The organism is Nocardia sp. NBC_00881 (genome assembly GCF_045207455.1).
Classification (GTDB): Bacteria; Actinomycetota; Actinomycetes; order Mycobacteriales; family Mycobacteriaceae; genus Nocardia.
The window spans coordinates 1,594,330-1,614,573 of record NZ_CP108798.1 but is presented as its reverse complement, the minus strand read 5'-3'; the positions used below and the strand labels follow the sequence as shown (position 1 = coordinate 1,614,573).

At 67.4% G+C, this 20,244-nt stretch carries 15 protein-coding genes; 7 read left to right on the top strand and 8 right to left on the bottom strand.

Annotation, left to right across the window (positions count from 1 at the left end; genetic code table 11):
• Window positions 1-272: 272 nt before the first annotated feature.
• The 3 genes from OH799_RS06565 to OH799_RS06555 are packed head-to-tail and all read left to right on the top strand — an operon-like array spanning window position 273 to window position 2,878.
• Entirely contained in the window at window positions 273-1,532 is a 1,260-nt protein-coding gene (locus OH799_RS06565) for a CaiB/BaiF CoA transferase family protein (protein ID WP_406276729.1), read from the top strand.
• The gene (locus tag OH799_RS06560; RefSeq protein ID WP_406276727.1) at window positions 1,522-2,679 is read left to right on the top strand and encodes an acyl-CoA dehydrogenase family protein; all 1,158 of its coding nucleotides are present in this window, start codon (window positions 1,522-1,524) and stop codon (window positions 2,677-2,679) included. The genes OH799_RS06565 and OH799_RS06560 overlap by 11 nt, the downstream gene beginning before the upstream one ends.
• On the top strand, window positions 2,672-2,878 hold the full coding sequence (locus OH799_RS06555) for a hypothetical protein (protein ID WP_406276725.1): 207 nt from the start codon (window positions 2,672-2,674) through the stop codon (window positions 2,876-2,878). The genes OH799_RS06560 and OH799_RS06555 overlap by 8 nt, the downstream gene beginning before the upstream one ends.
• Window positions 2,879-2,944: 66 nt before the next feature.
• Here OH799_RS06555 and OH799_RS06550 read toward each other — a convergent pair whose 3' ends face one another.
• Window positions 2,945-4,087, bottom strand: a complete 1,143-nt coding sequence (locus tag OH799_RS06550; RefSeq protein ID WP_406276723.1) for an acyl-CoA dehydrogenase family protein — start codon at window positions 4,085-4,087, stop codon at window positions 2,945-2,947.
• A 36-nt stretch (window positions 4,088-4,123) separates the two neighbouring features.
• The gene (locus tag OH799_RS06545; protein WP_406276721.1) at window positions 4,124-5,275 is read right to left on the bottom strand and encodes an acyl-CoA dehydrogenase family protein; all 1,152 of its coding nucleotides are present in this window, start codon (window positions 5,273-5,275) and stop codon (window positions 4,124-4,126) included.
• A gap of 158 nt (window positions 5,276-5,433) precedes the next feature.
• On the opposite strand from OH799_RS06545, the gene OH799_RS06540 reads away from it, so the two are divergent.
• Window positions 5,434-6,336 carry an SDR family NAD(P)-dependent oxidoreductase gene (locus OH799_RS06540; protein WP_406276719.1) on the top strand — a complete coding sequence of 301 codons (903 nt, stop codon included), beginning with the start codon at window positions 5,434-5,436 and terminating at the stop codon, window positions 6,334-6,336.
• A 39-nt stretch (window positions 6,337-6,375) separates the two neighbouring features.
• On the opposite strand, the gene OH799_RS06535 is transcribed toward OH799_RS06540, so the two are convergent.
• From OH799_RS06535 to OH799_RS06525, 3 genes are read right to left on the bottom strand one after another with little or no spacing between them, the layout of a single operon-like run.
• On the bottom strand, window positions 6,376-7,962 hold the full coding sequence (locus OH799_RS06535) for an acyl-CoA dehydrogenase family protein (protein ID WP_406276717.1): 1,587 nt from the start codon (window positions 7,960-7,962) through the stop codon (window positions 6,376-6,378).
• Complete coding sequence (locus tag OH799_RS06530; protein ID WP_406276715.1) at window positions 7,952-8,881, bottom strand: MaoC family dehydratase N-terminal domain-containing protein; 930 nt, start codon at window positions 8,879-8,881, stop codon at window positions 7,952-7,954. The genes OH799_RS06535 and OH799_RS06530 overlap by 11 nt, the downstream gene beginning before the upstream one ends.
• Window positions 8,881-10,128 carry a CoA transferase gene (locus OH799_RS06525; RefSeq protein ID WP_406276713.1) on the bottom strand — a complete coding sequence of 416 codons (1,248 nt, stop codon included), beginning with the start codon at window positions 10,126-10,128 and terminating at the stop codon, window positions 8,881-8,883. Before OH799_RS06525 ends, OH799_RS06530 begins: the two co-directional genes overlap by 1 nt.
• Before the next feature lie 139 nt (window positions 10,129-10,267).
• Between OH799_RS06525 and OH799_RS06520 the strand changes: the two genes are divergently transcribed.
• Complete coding sequence (locus OH799_RS06520) at window positions 10,268-11,479, top strand: CaiB/BaiF CoA transferase family protein (protein ID WP_406281872.1); 1,212 nt, start codon at window positions 10,268-10,270, stop codon at window positions 11,477-11,479.
• Between the two features lie 30 nt (window positions 11,480-11,509).
• Here the strand turns inward: OH799_RS06520 and OH799_RS06515 are convergent, their stop codons facing one another.
• Both OH799_RS06515 and OH799_RS06510 read right to left on the bottom strand, forming a co-directional pair.
• A complete protein-coding gene (locus OH799_RS06515) occupies window positions 11,510-12,352 on the bottom strand; it encodes a hotdog fold thioesterase (protein ID WP_406276711.1) in 843 nt (280 codons plus the stop codon).
• 105 nt (window positions 12,353-12,457) lie between these two features.
• Window positions 12,458-13,663, bottom strand: coding sequence for an amidohydrolase family protein (locus OH799_RS06510; protein WP_406276709.1), 1,206 nt, complete (start codon window positions 13,661-13,663; stop codon window positions 12,458-12,460).
• 187 nt (window positions 13,664-13,850) lie between these two features.
• Between OH799_RS06510 and OH799_RS06505 the strand changes: the two genes are divergently transcribed.
• Window positions 13,851-14,930: a TIGR03617 family F420-dependent LLM class oxidoreductase gene (locus tag OH799_RS06505; RefSeq protein WP_406276707.1), complete on the top strand. Its 1,080-nt coding sequence runs from the start codon at window positions 13,851-13,853 to the stop codon at window positions 14,928-14,930.
• Between the two features lie 52 nt (window positions 14,931-14,982).
• Here the strand turns inward: OH799_RS06505 and car are convergent, their stop codons facing one another.
• Window positions 14,983-18,516 (bottom strand): carboxylic acid reductase, encoded by a 3,534-nt coding sequence (gene car, locus OH799_RS06500; protein WP_406276705.1) that lies wholly within the window; start codon window positions 18,514-18,516, stop codon window positions 14,983-14,985.
• A gap of 205 nt (window positions 18,517-18,721) precedes the next feature.
• Between car and OH799_RS06495 the strand changes: the two genes are divergently transcribed.
• Entirely contained in the window at window positions 18,722-20,212 is a 1,491-nt protein-coding gene (locus OH799_RS06495; protein ID WP_406276703.1) for a class I adenylate-forming enzyme family protein, read from the top strand.
• Window positions 20,213-20,244: the final 32 nt, after the last annotated feature.

Here is a 20,244-nt window from a genome sequence, read left to right as displayed (position 1 = left end):
CAACCTCGCCGTACAGACCCGACGCAGTATATCGTTAAATAGTACATCTATTTAACTCGAATCCGGATGCCACGAGTCCGGGGGGGGGGGGGGGGGAAGTTGAGATAGATACTCTCAAGTTGAGAGTCGACTCACATATTGATACTTTGAGTAACGGAGGACCGAATGAGCGTCGTCCCGATCGAGGAGCAGCTCATCTCGAGACAACAGCCGAACCAGCCGACTCCGCTCCGGCCGTGCGCGGGCATCCGTTCGGACCGGGAGGAGCGATCGTGGACAATGCGAACGGCCCGCTGAGTGGCGTCACCGTCGTCAGTCTGGAACAGGCGGTCTCCGCGCCGCTGTGCACACGCACCCTGGCGGATTTGGGCGCCCGCGTTGTCAAGGTGGAGAACCCGGACGGCGGCGACTTCGCCCGGCACTACGACCGGGTGGTGAACGGCATGGCCGCCCATTTCATCTGGCTCAATCGCAGCAAGCAGTCCGTGGCACTGGACCTGAAGAGCGACGCGGGGCGGCAGATTCTGCGCCGGCTCCTCCGGCAGGCCGACGCATTCGTCACCAACCTCGCGCCGGGCGCCACCAGTCGGCTGGGCTTGGACCCCGCGACGCTCGCGGCCGAGTTCCCGCAGCTGGTCAGCTGCGAGATCTCCGGATACGGGCAGGGTGGGCCACTGTCCGGCAAACGGGCCTATGACCTGCTTGCACAGGCCGAGTCCGGCGCGTGTTCGATCACCGGATGGCCCGACGCCCCGGCCAAACCCGGGCCGCCGATGGCCGACTCCTGCACCGGACTGTACGCGGCGATCTCGATCCTCGCCGCCCTGCAGGAGCGCCACCGCACCGGCCAGGGCGCGTCGATCGCGGTGAGCCTGTTCGACGCCATGGTCGAGCTCATGGGATATCCGCTCACCTGGAGCCGGTACTCCGGCGCCGACCAGATTCCGGTCGGCCTCGGTTCCCCTGCGGTCGCCCCCTACGGCGCGTACCCGACGAGCGACGGCCATACGGTCGTGCTGGGAACCACCAACGACAACGAATGGAAACGCCTGGCGAACGAGCTGCTGAAGCGACCCGATCTGGCCACCGCGGACCGTTACCGGCGTGGATCCGATCGCGTGACCTACCGGGCGGAGCTGGACCGAGCCATCGCGGCGTGGTGTGCCGAGCACACACTCGCCGACATCCAGGCCGCGGCGGACGCGGCCGGAATCGGTAACGCCCGATACAACACGACCACCGATGTGGTGGCCCATCCGCACCTCACCGCCCGGAACCGATGGCGGGAGGTCGATTCCCCGGTCGGGCCGGTAACCACGGTGCTGCCGCCGCCGATCATCGCCGGTAGCGAGCCCGTCCTCGGCCCGATTCCGGACCTGGGCGAACACACCGAGCAGGTACTCGGAGCGCTCGGCCTGGACGAATCCGAAATCCGCGCACTACGCGCCGCCGGCGCTTTCGGGCGCCCGGCTGCCGACGACCGATCCGAAGTGGATCGAGATCCACGAGAGGGAGTTCGACATGGATCCTGACGACCTGGCCGACATCGTGACGTCGGTCCGGAATTTCGTTCGCCGCGAGGTGGTCCCGCTCGAAGAACAGATCGATGCGGACGACCGGATTCCCGGCCACATCGTCACGCAGTGCAAGAAGATCGGGTTGTATGGCTTCACCATTCCCGAACGGTTCGGTGGACTGGGGCTCGACACCTACGAGGAAGCTCAGCTCGTGTTCGAGCTGGGCTACACCACGCCCGCGCTGCGCTCGTTGTTCGGCACCAACAACGGTATCGCCGGACACGTGCTGCTGGAGGGCGGCACCGACGAGCAGAAACGCGAGTGGCTGCCGCTGCTGGCATCCGGCGATGTCACGGCCTCGTTCGGCCTCACTGAGGCGGATGCCGGGTCCGATCCCGCCACGCTGAAGACCGCCGCGCGGCGGGACGGCGCCGACTGGGTGATCAACGGCGCGAAGCGCTACATCACCAACGCGCCGGTCGCCGACGTGATCATGATGTTCGCGCGCACCGACCCCGAGGCGCTGGGCGCCCGTGGCATCACCACCTTCCTGGTTCCGACCGATACGCCGGGCGTCTCCATTGGGCCGAAGGATCACAAGATGGGCCAGTTCGGCGCGTGGACCGCGGATGTCTACCTCGACGAGGTCCGGGTTCCGGCCGACGCGGTCGTCGGCGGCGACGCCGGAATCGACAACGGCTTTCGGATCGCGGCCAAGTGCCTGGCCCACGGCCGCATTCACATCGGCGCACTTTGCGTCGGCATGGCGAACCGCCTCGTAGCGGAGTCGGTCGAATTCGCCCGGACGCGGCACTCGGGCGGGAAGCCGATCGCACGCCATCAGCTGGTGCAGGGACTCGTCGCGGACTCCCTCACCGACTACCGCGCGGGCCGCGCCCTGCTGCTCGACACCGCCCGCGCCTACGACGCCGGGACGGACCGCATCGCGGGGCCCGCCGCGGCGAAGTACTTCTGTTCGGAGATGGTAGGCCGAGTCGCCGACCGAGCTGTGCAGATCCACGGCGGCGCCGGTTACATGCGCGGGGTCGCGGTCGAGCGCTTCTATCGGGACGCCCGCTTGTTCCGGATCTACGAGGGTACGAGCCAGATCCAGCAGGTGATCATCGCCCGCGCCGCGCTAGGGGAAGCCGCCAGTGCCTGATTCCGTAGCCCCCCGAATCGTGCTGTGCCGGATCCGCGTCGTCTACGACGGCCTCGTACTCCAGTTCAGGTCCACCCTCGAACAGGCGGCGAACTTCGCCGAGGCGATGAGCAGACACCCCGCGCACCTGGTCGTCCTGGTCGACGACCGGGTACACCCAGATCTTCCGTGGCTACCCTGCCGTCGACTCTGGGACTGACCGGCGCCGGACGAACAAACAGGCCGACCGGACTCCTCCGGCTGACCCGTTTTCGGTTCCGGCAGGTCACAACCCCATCGATCGGCCGATCAGGTCCTTCATGATCTCGTTGGTACCGCCGTACACCCGCTGAACTCGCGAATCCCGCCATAGCCGCGCGATCTCGTACTCATTCATGTAGCCGTAACCGCCGTGCAGCTGCAGAGCTCGGTCGAGGATCTCCCATTGCGTCTCGGTGGTCCACCACTTCGCCCCCGCCGCCTCCTCGGCGGTCAGCTCTCCGGCGTTGACGGCCACGATGCACTGATCGAGATAGGTCTGCATCACCTCGATCTTGGTCCGCATCTCCGCCAGGGCGTGCCGGTTCACCTGGAACTTGCCGATGGGCTGACCGAAAGCTTGCCGCTCCCGCGCGTAGGCCAGGGTCAGGTGGAAGGCGCGCCGGGAACTCGCGACGGCGTGGACCGCGATGCCGAGCCGCTCCTTCGGGAGGTTGCGCATCAACAGGTAGAAACCACGGTTCTCCTCGCCGATCAGATTCTCGACCGGCACCCGGACGTTCTCGAAGTGCAGTTCGGCCGTGTCCGCGGAATGCTGACCGATTTTGTCGAGCTTGCGGCCGCGGGTGAAGCCGGGTGTGCCGGTCTCCACCACGATCAGGCTGACGCCCCGGTGCCCCGCACTCGGGTCGGTCTTGCACGCGACGATGACCAGGTCGGCGAGCAGGCCGTTGGAGATGAATGTCTTGGAACCGTTGATGACGTACTCGTCGCCCTGACGCTGCGCCGTAGTGCGGATCGCGCGCAGATCCGAGCCCGCCCCGGGTTCGGACATCGCAATCGCGGTGATGATCTCCCCGGAGACGAATCCCGGCAGCCACCGCCTCTTCTGCTCCTCCGTGGTGAGATCGACCAGATAGGGGGCGACGATGTCGTTCTGGACGCCGAACCCGACCCCGACGGTCCCGGTGAGCCAGTATTCCTCGTCCAGGATCGCGTTGAAACGGAAGTCGCTGATGCCGGCACCGCCGTATTCCTCCGGCACGTCCCAGCCGAGCAGGCCCAGTTCGCCGGCCTTCAGCCAGACTTCACGGCTGGTCTTGCCGGCCTTCTCCCACTCGTCGGTGTGGGGCACGCATTCCTTCTCGAAGAAGGTCCGGGCCGTCTCCCGGAACTGTTCGTGCTCGGCGTCGAAGATCTTGCGACGCATACAGTTCACGTCCTCTCGTGATTCTGGTGGAAGGGCTCAGTACGCCCGGATGCCCATGCTTCGCGCGATGGCGTTGCGCTGGATCTGGCTTGTGCCTCCCGAGATCGTGGTGACGATCGACTCGCGATACCGGAAACTCATGACGCTCTCGGTCGAGAACCCGTGCGACGCCATGACCTGCATGCCGAGTCGCGCGGCCGCCACGTAGGTCTCCGATCCCTTGAGTTTGGCCATCGCTCCTTCCCGGTTACACGGCTGGCCCTGCGCGAGCATCCACGCGGCACGGCGCGTCAGCAGCCGAGCGGCATCGATGTCCATCTGTAGGTCGGCCATATCGTGGGCGAGCGCCTGGAATTCCCCGATCGGCCGGCCGAACGCCTGCCGGGTCTTCGCGTATGCGAGCATGTCGTCCAGCGTCGCCTGTGCCGCCCCGACGTATCCGCCGGACAGCAGAACCTTCTCCAACTCGAGGTTGGACAGCATGATCTCCCAGCCCCGGTTCTCCGGGCCGACGAGGCGGCCCTTGGGCACCTTCGCATCGACGAGGGTGAGCTCGGTGGTGCCGAGCAGGTGACGGGCCAGGGTCGGCATACGCCGGATCTGGACGCCCTCGGACGCCGGATCGAGCAGCAGCAGACTCAGCCCGTCGTGCTTCCGGGACGCCTGCTGGGTACGCACGTACATCGCGATCGTGGTGTCGGGCTGGCTTCCTCCGGTGCACCACATCTTGTGCCCGTTGACGACGTAGTGGTCACCGGCGTCGACCGCGGTCGTGCGCAGCGCGGCCGCGTCCGAACCGACGTCCGGCTCCGAGATCGCCACCGCCAGCCGGTGCCTGCCGGTCATGATCTCGTCCCGGATCCACTGCTTCTGCTCGGACGATGCCCAGCGGAAGACCGTCAGGGCCGGAATCAGGACGCCGATGAACGACATCGTCACGTCGAAGCTGGCCCTGCCCAGTTCCTCCGCGATGATTGTCAGCTCGACCGCTCCGCCGCCGTCGCCCCCGGCTTCCGTGGGGAACGGCATCGCGAACCAGCCCAGGTCCGAGTAGCCGCGCAGCAGCTCGGCGGGCAGGATCTCGCGCTCGTCCCATTCCTTCGCCCGTTCCGGCGGACACACCCGGTTGACGAAGTCACGTGCCGATTTGCGCAGCATCTCCTGCTCGTCGGTCAATCCGAAATCCACGTCGCTACCCTTTCCGCCCGCCGCACTCTCCCCAGGTTTTCACTTAATTATTATACTATAATGGCGGCGAGGTGAGAGCGCCACACCCGGGGTATCTCGCTCGCTGGCGCTGCCGCGTACCCGCGGCGCATTCGGTCGATGTTGGAAGGAATTGGCAGATGGGTCTTCTGGACGGTCGCGTGGTCATCGTCACTGGCGGCGGGCGCGGCATCGGTCGCAGCCACGCGCTCGAACTCGCCCGTCAGGGCGCCAAGATCGTGGTGAACGATCTCGGTGTCGGGCTACACGGCGAGGAGAGCGCGGAGACGCCGGGTGAGGCGGTCGTCAACGAGATCAAGGAACTCGGCGGCGAGGCGTTCGCGGACCGGACCAGCGTGACCGACTGGAACGGGATCCAGGATCTTGTCGCCCGCACGGTCGACACCTGGGGACGGCTCGACGCCGTCGTGAACAACGCGGGTATCGTCCGCGACCGGATGATCACCTCGATGTCCGAGCAGGACTGGGACGCGGTGATAGCGGTGCACCTGAAGGGCACTTTCACCGTGACCAAGCACGTCTGCGACCACTGGCGGCTGGTCACGAAGTCCGGCGGCGCGGTCACCGGCCGGATCGTCAACACCACATCGGGCACCGGGTTGTTCGGCAACATCGGCCAGTCCGGTTACGGCGCCGCGAAGGCGGGCATCGCGAGCCTCACCATGATCACCGGAATGGAGATGGCTCGCTACGGCGTGACCTGCAACGCCATCTCCCCGCTGGCCTTCACCCGGATGACCAGCGACTCAGTGATGTCGGACCGCGAGGAGGCCCAGGGCTGGGATCCGATGGACCCGGCGAATTCCTCCCCGCTCGCGGCATGGCTGTGCTCCGAGGAATCCGGCTGGCTGACCGGCGCGGTGCTGCGGGTCAACGGCGGCACCGTGGCGCGAGTGAATCCGTGGGCCATAGATTCCGGCGCGAGCTACACCTCGCGGTCCGGGGAGCAGTTGACCGTCGAGGAGATCGGGGCCGGTCTGCGCCGGGCGTACGGACTGATCCCGCGCGGCACCGGCAGCTGATCAACCGGGTCCGGTCGGCCGCCGCCGATCTGACCTCGATCACGCACCGATCTGCCGGGCGATCACCTTGAGCGCGAGTACCTCGTCGGCACCCTCGAAGATGGACAGCACCCGCGCGTCCACGAACAGGCGCGAGATCGCGAATTCCTCCGCGTAGCCGTAGCCGCCGTGCAGCTGTTGAGCTTCCCGCGCGACCCATTCCGCTGCACGGCACGCGAGCTGTTTGACCTGCGCGGCTTCCAGTTGTCCTCCGTTGCTCGCGACGGCCCGCGCGGCCGAGAACGCGAAGGTACGGCAGGCCGCGACGAAGGCCGCCATCCGCGCGATCTTGGCCCGGGTCAGCTGGTACTCCGCTAGGGGCCGGCCGAACACCGACCGCTGGCCGGTGTAGTCGACAGCCGCTTCTAGCGCCGCCTGCATCACGCCCACCGCACGGGCGGCGGTCTGCAGGCGCGCGTTCGCGAAGGCCTGCATCTGCAGGTAGAATCCGCGGCCGATGCCGTCGTCCTCGCCGATCAGGTCCTGCGCGGAGACCCGCCACCGGTCGATGGTCACTTCGAACGAGTGCATGCCCCGATAGCCGAGGGTCGAGATCGCCCGTCCCTCGATCGAGCCGCCACCGTTTTGGGTCACCCGCCAGCTGTGCCCGTCGAACGACGGCTTCTCCACAACGAACAGCGAGAGACCGCGGTGCCCGGACGACCGGTCGGGATCGGTGCGCGCCAGCACCAATAGATAGTTGGCCCGGCCGGCGAATGTGCACCATGTCTTGACCCCCGACAGCACCCATTCGTCGCCGTCGCGAGCCGCGTTCGTCCTGATCCCCGCGACATCGGAACCGTGATCCGGTTCGGTCACCGCGACACCGCAGAGTTTCGCTCCGGTCGCGATCTGCGGAAGCCACCGCCGCTTCTGTTCCTCGGTCCCGCCGCGAGCAATGGCCGTACCGATGATCTCCGGACGGGTGATCAGCGATCCGGCCACGCCGAGCGACGACCGCGACAACTCCTCGGTGACCAGAACCATGGTGAGCAGTTCGTCGGCGCCACCTTCGGCGAAACCGCCATACTCCACCGGGATCGACAGGCCGAAACAGCCCATCTCGGACAGGCCCGCCACGATGTGCTCGGGGATGTCCGCATCCTCGCGATGCACCCGCTCGGCGATCGGCGTGACCCGCTCCTCCGCGAACTGCCGGAAGGTCCGGCGCACCAGCTCCAGATCTTCCGAAATATTCCGCGATCCCGCTTCCATTGTCGCGGCGACGCGCGATGCCACCTGTTCGAGCATCGCCGGGTCACGTCCGGCGGCGATTGCCGCCTCGACGTCGTCGAGCGCGTGGAAATCGGTGCCCCAGAGAGCTTCCCGCCCTGTGATACGTCCGCGCAGATCGGCGGCGACATCCGCGGCGAACACCAGCGCGAGGTCGTCCCCACCCGACCCGTGGTCGCCGTGTCGGACCAGTTCGGCGGCGGCCGCAACCCCCGCCGAGATCGATGCCAGGTCGTAGGCGACGACCTGGTTGTCGTCGGCGACCGACGAGCCGATCGCGGCCTTCTGCACCACGGAAAGCAGTGCTCCGACGATCTCCCGCGCCCTCGTGAGGTTCTGCGACTCAGGGTTCATGATTGCCTTCCTCGAACGAAGCATCGGAGAACTCGACGTCGAGGCGCACGCACGGGTCCGGTTCGCCGTGCTTGTGCATCTCCAGGCGCTGGGGTTCTTCGTCCTGCCCGGTGTGGCGTAGCTGTGCCGGTTCGGCGCAGAACAGGGGGCGCAGATTCCGATGCCGAAGTCTTCTGATCCGCCCGGCCAGCCCCTGCAGCCGCAGCGTCTCGACGAGTGCCAGACTCGTCAGCGGGCCGTGCACCAGGAGGCCCGGATACCCTTCGATCAGGGTGGCGTACGGCCAGTCGTAGTGAATACGGTGGGTGTTCGACGTGACCGCCGAGAACCGCACAAGCAATACCGGATCGGTTACGAAGTCCCAGGTCCGGTCCGCGACGAACCGTAGTGGGGCGCCGACCAGCGACGATTCCGCCGCGGCGCGCGCCACGGGTGCGGCAGCGGACAGCGGTCCGCTCTCCCGGTAGATCAGGTTCTGCTTCTCCGTGATCGCGAGCGGGCCGTGTTCCGCGTAGATCCTCGTCGCCACCGTGACGACGACCAGCGGCCCACTTCTCCCTCTCTTCTCGGCCACCGATTCGACGACGGACTCCTGGCGTACCGTCTCGCCCACGGTTACTGCGCGGTGGAATTCCACCTCGCCGCCGGCGAACATGCGCCGCGGCAGGTCGATCGGGGGGAGGAACGAACCACGAACAGGGTGTCCGTCGGGTCCCGTGCGGCCGGACTCCGACCATCGGGACAAGCCCGCCCAATGCCACAGTGCGGGTAGTGGCTCACCGGCCGCCGGAGCTGGCAGCCCGTCGTCGAACAGCGCGGCCAAGGCTCGAATCGGGGCGGGATCGACCACGTCGTTCGTTCGCCGCACCCGCGCGGTCCATGGCTCCCGCCGCATGTGTTCGGCTCCGGTGCCGGTCATCACATCCTGCCTTCGGCGCGGTTCCGGGTACCGATCACCCGGGATTCGGCGAGTCCGGCGAGCCGCTCGCCGGACAAGCCGAGCCAGTGCCGGAGCACTTCGGCGGTGTGCTCCCCGACACCCGGCGCCGGTCGGGCGGCGGTGCGGCGGCCGCTGAAGATCAAGGGCGAACCCGGTGCCCAGTGGCCATCGACACCAGGGTGTTCAACCCGGCTCAGCAGCGGGTTCTCCCGCAACGACCGGGCATCGTCGGCCACGAGTTCGGCGAAGCTCCGGTACCAGGACCACAACAGTGATCGGCCGGCCAGTTTCTGTTTCACCGACTCGCGGGTTTGTTCGCTCATCCATCCCGCGACAACACCGGCCAGCGCCTCCCGGTACCGAAATCGGTCCGCCTCCCGCCGGAAGTCGGCGTCGAAAGACTGCTCGAGCGCGTCGAAGACCGCCCCCAGCCCGATGATCTCGACCAGTTCTCGCCAGTGTCGCGCGGTGAGCACGACAACGACCAGGCGATTGCCGTCGCCGGTGACGAAATCGCGTCCGAAGGTGCCGAAGATGTGGTTGCCGTACCGCTCGCGCGGGTTGCCGAGCTGGGCCTCGGCCAGGAAGCCGAGATTACCCGCGACAGCCAGCGCGACGTCTTCCAGTGCGACGGTGACCCGGCTGCCTTCACCGGTGCGGGCCCTGCGCCGTTCGGCGGCGAGCAGTCCGATGGTGAGGAGCATTCCTGCCGCCACGTCCCACGCGGGCAGCACATGGTTCACCGGTTCCCGCGCGTCCTCCGGACCGGTGATCACCGGGAAGCCGGTCGCTGCCTGCACGGTGTAGTCGACCGCGGCACTTCCGTCGTATCTGCCGGTGAGGACCAGATAGATCAGATCCGGCCGGCGCGACCGCAGCGACTCGTACGACAGCTCCCGGTACCGCTCGGAATTGGTGACCACGACACCTGCCTGCACTGCGAGGTCGGCCACTAGTTCCCGGCCCTCGGGCGAGGTGAGATCGACTTCTACCGCCCGCTTTCCCTGGTTCAGGCCGCTCCAGTACAGGCTCGCGCCACTCGCCGCGAGGGGCCACCGGGAACGGTCCACCGCCCCGCCGATCGGTTCCACACGGATCACGTCGGCGCCCAGCTGCGCCGAATTCAGCCCACACAGTGGTGCGGCGACGTAGGTGGACAGTTCCACCACCCGCATCCCCGCCAACGGCAGTGCCGAGTCGTCGCCCTGCTCGTCGCGGGCCGTCACCGAGCCTCAGCCTCACTCATTCCCTCTCCTCAGCTCGCGGAGTCGCACCGCGGTGGCATCCCGCGACCGGCTCTTGACAGCCATCAGTTAAACTAATTCGATTATAGATCTATATCAGTGAGGTGGTGACGTGACCGACATGCCCGCTGCGACCACGGGCCCACTGCAGGGTGTCGTGGTCACGGAGTTGGGTGGGCTAGGCCCCGCACCGTATGCCGGTATGCTGCTGGCCGATCTCGGCGCGGAGGTCATCCGGATCGAGCGCCCACCCACCACGACCCTCTCCGACTACGAGAAGAGGCGTGGTGGCGCCGATCCACGCCGGTACCACCTGCACCGCGGACGTCGTTCCCTCGCGGTCGACCTGCGGCAGCCGGCGGGTCTCGGGGTCGCACTACGCCTGATCGAACGCTCCGACGTCGTAATCGAGGGGTTCCGTCCGGGTGTGGCGGAGCGCCTGGGGCTGGGCCCCGACGAAGCGCACGCGCGCAACCCGCGGCTGATCTACGGCCGGATGACCGGATGGGGACAGCACGGACCGGCGGCACACACCGCCGGTCACGACCTCACCTACCTCGCGGTGACGGGCGCGCTGCACGGCCTCGGCGGACGCGACGGCGTACCCGTGACGCCGCCGCCGATCATCGGGGACATGGGTGGCGGCGGGGTGTTCCTCGCACTCGGCGTGGTCGCCGCGCTGCACGAGGTGAACCGGTCAGGCCGCGGGCAGGTCGTCGACGCCGCGATCGTGGACGGCGTCAGCAGCCTCACCGCACTCGTGCGCAGCATGTCGGCACAGGGCCGGTGGGCGGCGGACGCGCCCGGCACCAACTTCGGCGACGGCGGAGTGCCCTACTACGGGATCTACCGCACCGCGGACGACCGCTTCATCGCCATCGCCGCGCTGGAGGAGCCGTTCTGGCAGGCGTTCCTGCGCGGTCTGGGGTCCGCGGCAGCAGACCTCCCCGATCGCGGCGATCCCGGCAATCATCCGCTGCTGAGGGAGAAACTCACCCAACTGTTCGCCACCCGGAGCCGGGACCACTGGACCGGTCTGTTCGCGGACACGGACGCCTGCGTCGCCCCCGTCCTCACGCTCGCGGAGGCCGCGTCGCATCCGCAACTGGCCGCCCGGAACACCCTGCTGGACAGCGAATTCGGCGTCCAACCGGCACCCGCGCCCCGCTTCGATCGCACGCAGGCCCGGGTGCCCGATCACGCTCCGCTCCCGGGTGAGCACACCGCGCAAATCCTCGACTGGCTGGGGATCGGCACGGCGGAGCAGGAAGAACTCCACCGGTCCCGAGTCGTTCAGAGCCCGGTTTCGGATGCCGGTGGCGCACCGACCTGAACCGGCATCCGCGTTCCCGGCAACCGGACGTCATGCCGGATCCGGGAGCGCGACCGTGGTTCCGGTGGCGATGGCGACAAGCTTTCCGTTCGCCTCGGAGATTTCAGTCTGGACGGTGCGCAACCTGCGGCCCGCACGGCGGATCATCGAACGGAACACCAGTTCGCTGTCCGCCCGTGCCGGACGCAGGTAGTCGACGCCGAGACGGACCCGACGGAACCGGCCCGCGGGTTCCTCGGCGAGAAGCGCATCCTGCGCGGCGTCCGCCAAGGCCATGAGCACGCCCCCGTGTAGCAATCGCATACTGTTGAGCATCCCGCCGACAGGACGGACTCGGGATTCCCCGGGGCCGCTCGGTACAACCCGCACGCAGTCCGGATCGAACAGGCGCGACGGGTCCGGATGCCGCGCGCGCCAGGCGGAGCGAGGGACCCGATCGATCGACATTATCCCGACCGAGTGCGCGAGAACGTTGCCGAGGTCGTCCCGGATGTCGACCACGGCCGTGCCGAAATCACCGTGCCGACCGAGCAGCCTTCCCGTCGCCTCCAGCATGGTCGCCGCACCGGAGGGTTCGCCGAGCAGATCGACCCGGAGTTCGGCCGTGGTGCCCATAGCCTCCCAGTCGAGCGACGAGTACACCGCGAGGCCGGTCGCCGCGTCCGACGCGACCGAGAGGAGGGCCTTCGACACCGATCCGTCCGCGCCCCGGACGGCCCCGCCGAGCGGCGCCCTGACCACGATGTGCCCCGGGGGCCCGAGTTCGGCGGACATCCCGAGTCCTTTTTCCACGACCGCTCCGAGGAACATGTCATCTCGACCGGGCTTCGATCCACCGGAACGCGTCGGGGCAGCGCTGTCGATTGTCGTCATGCGATAGTTTCCGCTCCACATCAGAGACCGAGCCGAGCCCGCGTCCGGTTCCGGTACACACGCTGCGGCCGCGGCACCGGGGCGCCGCGGCCGCAGAGGCAGGATTCAGGACAGGCCGAGCAGATCCAGCCCGTTCGTCCGCAAGAACCTGCGACGGGCGTCCTCTCCGAGCCCTTCGGCCTTGCTGTAGAAGTCCGCCGGTTCGCGCAGCCCCTCCGCGTGCGGCCAGTCGGACCCCATCACCAGGCAGTCGACGCCGCCGAGCCGATCCGCGAGCGAGACGGTGTCGTCCTCCGGATAAGGCACCACCCGCACGTGCTTCTTGAAGAGGGCGCTGGGGCGCTCGGACAGCTGACCGCCGAGCCACGGCCCGTTGCGGCCCATGCCCCGGCTCTTGTCCATGTGTCGAATGAAATGCGGAACCCATTCCGCGCCGAACTCGCTCACCAGCACCGTGATGTTCGGGAAGCGGCCGAAAAGGTTGTCGAAGATCAACGCCGACAGCGTGTCGGTGATCGGGCGCTCGCCGTAGGTGTTCTGCCACTGCCACGCCGAGAACTGGAACGGCGGCACCAGGCCCCATCCCCACTGCGAGGCGACGTTCGCCTGGTAGTGGAACTCGGAGATATGGTAGGCGACAGTAGCTTTCGCTTCGTTGATGCGCGACCAGAACGGATCGAACCAGGGGTCGCCGGGCGAGCGACCGTACGCAGGGCCGGGCGGTAGCATGATGAACCGCGCGCCGGCCTCCAGCACCCGATCCAGCTCGGCACAGGCCCGATCCAGGTCACGCATCGACATCAGCGCGGGCGCGAAGATGGTGTTCTTGTAGGAGAACCCCCAGTCTTCGGCGATCCACCGGTTGAACGACTCGATGTTGGCATAGAGCGGCTCGACACCGTCGAGGTACGCCTCGGCCATCAGGGCCCACCCGCCGGGATACATGATGGCGTGATCGATCTGCTGCTCCCCGAGCTGCACGATCCGCGCGTCCTTGTCCAGGTACTCCCGCTGGATCGGCTCGTAGAACCGCTCGGCATCGCTCGCCTCGCCGGAGGACCGGGCCTTCAGCATCTCGACCAGCGAGCCGGGCACGTACGCCTGATCCAGATCAGCCTCGAGAGCCGTCACGATCCGATCGTTGGCCAGCAGCACCTTCTTGCCCGACGCCGACCGGATCGGATAGATCGCCCAGTCCATCGTGGACTTCGGCATATAACGGGTGAAGCAGTCCTCGGCCTCGTAGGAGTGCTGGTCGAAGTCGAGCAGTTTATACGGGAGCTCGCCCACCGTGTCGTTGATCAGCGCCATCGCCGACGTCCCTCTCTCGTGATGGATACCCCGGCCCCACGTGCAAGACCGTTCCCATATGAGAGATACTATCATCTTGCTACTTAACTTCAAGCTGATGCCCCGGTTTCGCCCCACCGCCGCCCGAAGGCTCCTCTCTCTAATGTATATCTAATTAAACTCTTTGTCTGGTCAGTAAGGGGACGCCATGCACGTCGATGTCAAGTTGCCCAAACCGGACGCACTGGGGCCGGATCGTCTCACGGCCCTGGCCGAGGTGGGCACGACTGCCGAACAGCGCGGTTTCTCCGGACTCTGGAGCGCGGAGTCGACCGGTGATCCGTTCCTGCCGTTGGTTGCGGTCGCGGGAGCGACCGAACGGCTCGAGCTGGGAACCGCGATCACGGTCGCGTTCGCCCGCAACCCGATGCAGCTGGCGTACACCGCACACGATCTGCACCTGCTCAGCGGTGGGCGGTTGCTGCTCGGGCTGGGCAGTCAGGTGCGGCCGCACATCGAGCGCCGGTATGGCATGCTGTGGAGCCGTCCGGCAGCGCGGATGCGGGAGTTCGTCGAAGTACTGCGGGCGATCTGGGAGGCGTGGAACACCGGTTCGAAGCTGGACTTCCGCGGCGACTTCTATTCGCACACTCTGATGACGCCATTCTTCTCCCCGGAGCCCAGCCCGTCGGGGCCGCCCAAGGTGTACCTCGCGGCGGTCGGGGACAAGATGACCGAGGTCGCCGGCGCGGTATGCGACGGCTTGCTCCCGCACCCCTTCACCACCGAACGGTATCTCCGCGAGTACACGCTGCCGACGTTGCAGCGCGGCCTCGACCAGCGGGGACGGACGCTCGACACGTTCTCGGTCTCACTCTCCGGCCTGGTGGTGACCGGCAGGACCGAGGAGGAGATGGCCGCGGCCCGCCGGGCGGCCATCGAGCAGATCGCTTTCTACGGCAGCACCCCGGCCTACTATTCGGTCCTCGCGCTGCACGGCTGGGAGGACCTTGGGCACGAGCTGACCGCACTGTCGAAGAGCGACACCGAGGACCGCTGGTCCCGGATGGGCAGCATCATCGACGACGATGTCCTGAACACGTTCGCCGTCGTCGCCGAGCCGGACCGGCTCGGCCCGGCGATCGAAGCCCGTTTCGGCGACTTGGTCGATCGGTTCAGTTTCTACGCACCCTACGACCACGATCACGAATTGTGTTCGGCCGCAATGGAACACCTGCGCCGGGCAGGAACGGCTGAGCGCGCGGCAGCCGGAGTCCGGGAACACTGACAACGGTCGCCGCCACCGCTCATGCGCCACCGCACTCCGGTTGTTCTCGTTTCTATTTTCGGACCGGCTCGGCGTCGGCAGGCGGAAGCAGCTCCAGCAGGCGCAGGTCGGCCACATACTTGGCGATAACCAGAGCGGTGATCTGCGGAATCTGCCCCTCGTTCCCGATCTTGGCTCGGCGCACCGCTTCCTCGAACCGTTCGGTGGAGGTGGTCGAGCCCCGGGTCGGTGGGAGCGGCGCTTCGAAGGCCCGCAGCAGGGGGAGCAGGGAGTTCTGCCGCTGACGTTCGGGCAGGGCCCGCAACGCGGTTTCGAACCGCTGCACCCAATCCCGGTGATCCGCGACCCGCCGAATGGTGCCACCGGCGTCGACCAGCCAGTCGACGTACTGGTCCAGCCCGATCCCGTCGTCGTGCGGGTTCGTCACGTGGTAGGTCTCGAACTCGCCCCTGGCCCGGGCACCGAGGGTGGTGATCGCCTCGGCGACGAAATCCACAGTCAAGCCGTCATAGTGGGCGGGCTGCCGGCTGCCGTCGGTGGCAAGCTGGTAGAAGGACTCTGGCGCGATGCCGGTTGCCACCAGGCTCAGGATCATCCTGGTGAACATGTCGGTGATGTTCAGCTGACCGGCGCGAGCGGGCTCCGCCAGGATCATGTTGCTGCGAAACACGGTGACCGGCAGTCCGCACAGATCGTTGGCCTCGCGCAGCAAGACCTCACTGGCCCACTTGCTGATGCCGTAGCCGTTGGCGTAGCTGTCGTCGACCACGCGGCTCGGGCTGATTGTGCGGATATCGGCACCCTCGGTGAACTTCCGAGGCGAGATCTGAGCGCCCACCGCGATGGTGGAGACGTAGGCGTAAGGCTTGATCCGCGTCGTGATCGCGAGCCGGATCAGTTCGGCGCTGCCGACGACGTTGGGCCCGAACAGCTGACGGTACGGGAGCACATGGTTCACCAGCGCGGCGGAGTCGACGATCACGTCGACCGTGTCGGCCAGACGTTGCCAAGTCTCCGGATCCAGGCCGAGATCGGCGTCGCCCTTGTCTCCGGCCAGCACTTCGAGATGCTCGGCCGCGAGTTCGCGATAACGCGCGGGCAGCTCGGCACCCCCGGTATCGAAGGTGGCGTCGAGCCGGTCGCGCGCGACAGCGTCGCTCTTGGCGCGCACCAGGCAGATCAGTTGGCCTCCGACCGTGTTCAACCGCTCCAGCCATTCCAGGACGAGGTAGCGCCCGAGGAACCCGGTCGCACCGGTCAGCAGTACCGTCCGGATCTCCGCCGCCGGATCCGGCAGCGACCTCGCCGCGGCAAGCGTCGGTTCATCGATGAAGGCGCCGAGGGCCAGATCGCGAGCATGCACCGATGTCGCGCCGGAGCCGTGCACCGAAGCGAACGTCGGCCGCTCGTCGCACGCTCCGCGGTGCGCCGCGATGTAGTCGGCGATGGCCTGGAGGTCTTTGGCGGGACTGACGATCAGGTCGACGGGCACCTCGACGTCGTAGATGTCCTGCAACACGTTGGCGAAGGTCAGGGCGGACAGGGAATCCCCGCCGAGATCGGCGAACCGAACACCGACGCGCACAGCCTCGGCCGCGGCCCCGAGCAGTGCGCCGGCGGCCCGCCCGATGGTCTCCAGGACCGGGCGATCGGCCCCGGTGCGACGCAGCCCGGCCAGCTCGTTCTCCTGACGCTCGGCGAGATCGGTGTAAAGCCGCTCGAGCGCGGGTGCGTAACGCTCCTCGAGCTTCGGCCTCGCCTGTTTGCCGATACCGGTGAGCAGGCCGTTCTGCATCGTGAACGACTCCGTCTCCACGAGGATGTCCCGCGGGATCTCGTAAGACTGCAGTTTCGCGACCCGCCCCACCAGGTCCAGCGACTCCAGCAGGATCGGCGCGATCGTATCGGTGTCGTGCTCGCGGAGCGCATCTTCGGTCGGGACGACGACGGCCAACGGGTAGGACCTGGCGCTGTTGGCATACACATAGATCTGATGGACCAGCGGGCTGCCGCCGAACACTGCCTCCAGCTTCGAGATCGCGACGAACTCGCCCTGCGACAGTTTGATCACGTTGTTGCGGCGGTCGACGTACTGCAACCGGTCCGGGCCGATCTCGGCCAGGATGTCGCCGGTGTGGTACCAGCCCTCCTCGTCGAAGAACTGCGCAGTCAGTTCAGGACGTTTGTAGTAGCCGGCGGCCGCGTCGACGGACTTGACGTAGAGCTCACCCCGCGGATACGGCAGGTCCGTCGAGAAGTAGCCCAGCTCGGTAACGTCGACGAGCTTGTAGTCGGTCACCGGCGGACGCTGGATCCGGCCGTTCAACATGATGGCACGGACCTCGGTCGCGCCATACGCCTCCCGCAGCGGCATCTCGACCAGCGACTCGACCCACTCCCGCAGTTCCGGAGCGATCGGTGCCGACCCCGTCGATGCCGCCACGAAACGTCCGCCGAGCACCTCCGCGCGCATCTCGGCCTGCACGGCGGCCTCCACTTCCCTCAGGTCGGCACCGTCGGAGGCGTGACGTGTCACTCGGGCGCGGAATTCCTGGAACAGCAGTTCCCAGATCCTCGGCACGAGGTTCAGCAGTGTCGGCCGAACCAGCGCCATGTCGTCGAGCAGGGTCGACATGTCGCTCCTGGCCGCGAAGTACGCCGTTCCGCCCTGCGCCAGCGCCATGTAGAGCGTCGCCCGGCCGAACATGTGGCTCATCGGCATGAAGCTCAGGATGATCGACGGCGCCGCGGCACGCGGGACCCGCTGCCAGACGTTGGTCAGCATCCGCTCGGAATACATCGCACCTTTCGGTGTGCCGGTGCTGCCCGAGGTGTACATGATCAAGGCCAACCGCTCGGCGTCCCCGGAATCCGGGAGCGGCACCGCGGGCTGCTCCGGCGCGCGCGCGATCACCTCAGGCAACGTCGCGACGGCGACCGAGGTGTGACCGGAGAGTCGCTCGCGAACCCGCTCCAGCGCCTCGCGCTGGTCGTCCACCTCGGGATGGTGGTCGAACACCAGCAACAACGCGGGTGGATGCGCCTCGACCAACTCGGCCGCGTCGGCGAGATGGTCGGCGGAGACCGCGATGACGGTCGGTTCGGTCTCTTCGACGATCGGGCGCAACTGCGCGGCGGGCGCGCCGACATGCAGCGGAACCGCGACCGCGTCTGCCATCTGTGCCGCCAGATCGACCACGGTGTAGTCGACGCTGGTGAATCCCAGGACACAGATCCGGTCACCCGGACGCAGCGAGACCTGCCGCCACCGGGTCAGCGTCGTCGTCACCGCCTCGGCCCCGTCCAGCAGTTCGGCGTAGGTGATGGTCCGGAACCGTGGCAGGTGGCTGAGCGTCGCGCGGCCGGTTCCTGGATCCGTCGTGTACTCGACCTCTCGGGTGCCGAGAGCGGGACGCTCCGCGTACGCCCCCAGGATCGTCCGCAGTATCTCGGGCAGACGGTAAGTCCGACTGGTGATCTCGGCGTACACCGACTCGTCGCGACGGGCGGCGGCGAACTGGTCATCGGTGGCCAGCAGGTGTGCGAAACGCTGGTCCCACTTCGACTTCGGTGAATCGGCCGACATACGCATCTCCCTGTTCGCCATCGACAGCCCGCCCGACCGCCTGCGTTGGCTCGGCCGACCAGGCAATCCTAAATGCAATAATTCAACTATTAATGGGAACGGGTTTCCATGCGCCCTCGTCCACACAACCTGGGGGGCAGACAGGCAAATGATATACCTATTAATGTAAGTGGGTCAGCAGCGGCCGGACAGAAGGAGTTGACTGATGAATGGATCGGTGCCGACCTGGACCCAGCAGGTGTGGCGGAGTCTCACCGCGGATCCGGCCGCACCCGCGATCGTGTCGGCGACACCGGCGGGCGCGCAGACCTGGACCGCACGGGAGCTGCTGGAGCAGGTCGCGGGCGCACTGGACTTTCTGAACCTGCACGAGGCAGCCTCCGGCCGGTATGTTCCCGCGCTGCTGACCACCAAGCCCACGTCGGTGGCGCTGATGCTGGCCGGTGTGCTGTCGCGCCGGCCACTGGCTCCGCTCGGGCCCAAGCTGACCGAGCGCGAATTGCTGGAATGCCTGCGGCGCCTCGACGGCGACCTGCTCGTCGCCGAGCCGGAGTCGAAGGACAAGGCCACCGTCCTGGCCACGGCGACCGGCCGGCGCCTGGTGATCCTCGACGAGCTCACTCCCGGCACCCCGCCGCAGCAACCGCCGGACTCCGATCCGGACGATGCCGCCTTCATGATGCACACCTCGGGCACTACCGGACTGCCGTCACAGGTCGTCGCACGGCAGCACGCACTGGGGCGTCGGGCCGAGGTCAACGGCATGCTGCTGCAACTGGAACCCGGCGCGAGCCTGGTGATCGCCGGGTTGTTCCACCATGTCGGCGGGCTGGGCAACATCGCGGTGGCACTGGCGAACAACACCACGATCGTGCTCATGCCGTCGTTCAGCATCCCGGCTTGGCGCAGCCTGGAGCCGGTGGCACCCACCCACGTGATCACGGTGCCCTCGATCATCGAGATGTTGCTGAGTGCCGAGGCGCTGGGCCTGCCCAGCCTCCGGATGATCGGCTACGGCGGCTCGCCCATCCACCCCGATACGATGCGGGAGATCGCGCGCCTGCGGCCCGACGTCGACTTCGTCAACCTGTTCGGCCAGACCGAAGGCAGTCCCCTCTCGGTGCTCGGCCCGGACGACCATCGCGCCGCGATCGCCGGACAGGAGCACCTGCTGCGCTCGGTCGGCCGCGCGGCTCCCGGGGTGGAACTGCGCATCCACCAGCCCGGACCCGACGGGGTCGGCGAGGTGTGGGCGGGTTGCGCACACTCGTTCGTCGTCGACGAGAACGGCTGGCAGCACACCGGGGATCTAGGTTACCTCCGTGACGGCTACCTCTACCTCGCGGGCCGCCGCAACGACAAGATCATCCGAGGCGGCGAGAACGTCTTCCCACTCGAGGTGGAGCAGATCCTCGAGACCCACCCGCAGGTCAGCGAGGCGGCCGTGGTAGGTGTGCCGGACCGACGCCTGGGCCAGAAGATCCGGGCCTACGTCGTCGCAGCCGATCAGGCCGCGCTCCCCGATCCGGAGCAGCTGCGGATCTACTGCCGGGAAAGGCTGGCCGGGTTCAAGGTGCCCGCCGACTGGCGGTACGCGGAGAACCTGCCCCGCAACGCGGCCGGAAAGCTGCTGCGCCACCGGCTCGCCGACTCGAACGACGAGAGCACGTCGAACACCGGCGGCCCGGCCGCGTAGCCACGACGACCGGCCCCGGCAACCCGGATCGC

Coding starts and splice junctions, on each gene's coding strand:
- OH799_RS06560 (WP_406276727.1), top strand. CDS start 1,522: ATGGATCCTGACGACCTGGCCGACATCGTGACGTCGGTCCGGAATTTC.
- OH799_RS06550 (WP_406276723.1), bottom strand. CDS start 4,087: ATGCGTCGCAAGATCTTCGACGCCGAGCACGAACAGTTCCGGGAGACG.
- OH799_RS06540 (WP_406276719.1), top strand. CDS start 5,434: ATGGGTCTTCTGGACGGTCGCGTGGTCATCGTCACTGGCGGCGGGCGC.
- OH799_RS06535 (WP_406276717.1), bottom strand. CDS start 7,962: ATGAACCCTGAGTCGCAGAACCTCACGAGGGCGCGGGAGATCGTCGGA.
- OH799_RS06530 (WP_406276715.1), bottom strand. CDS start 8,881: ATGACCGGCACCGGAGCCGAACACATGCGGCGGGAGCCATGGACCGCG.
- OH799_RS06520 (WP_406281872.1), top strand. CDS start 10,268: ATGCCCGCTGCGACCACGGGCCCACTGCAGGGTGTCGTGGTCACGGAG.
- OH799_RS06515 (WP_406276711.1), bottom strand. CDS start 12,352: ATGACGACAATCGACAGCGCTGCCCCGACGCGTTCCGGTGGATCGAAG.
- OH799_RS06510 (WP_406276709.1), bottom strand. CDS start 13,663: ATGGCGCTGATCAACGACACGGTGGGCGAGCTCCCGTATAAACTGCTC.
- OH799_RS06505 (WP_406276707.1), top strand. CDS start 13,851: ATGCACGTCGATGTCAAGTTGCCCAAACCGGACGCACTGGGGCCGGAT.
- car (WP_406276705.1), bottom strand. CDS start 18,516: ATGTCGGCCGATTCACCGAAGTCGAAGTGGGACCAGCGTTTCGCACAC.
- OH799_RS06495 (WP_406276703.1), top strand. CDS start 18,722: ATGAATGGATCGGTGCCGACCTGGACCCAGCAGGTGTGGCGGAGTCTC.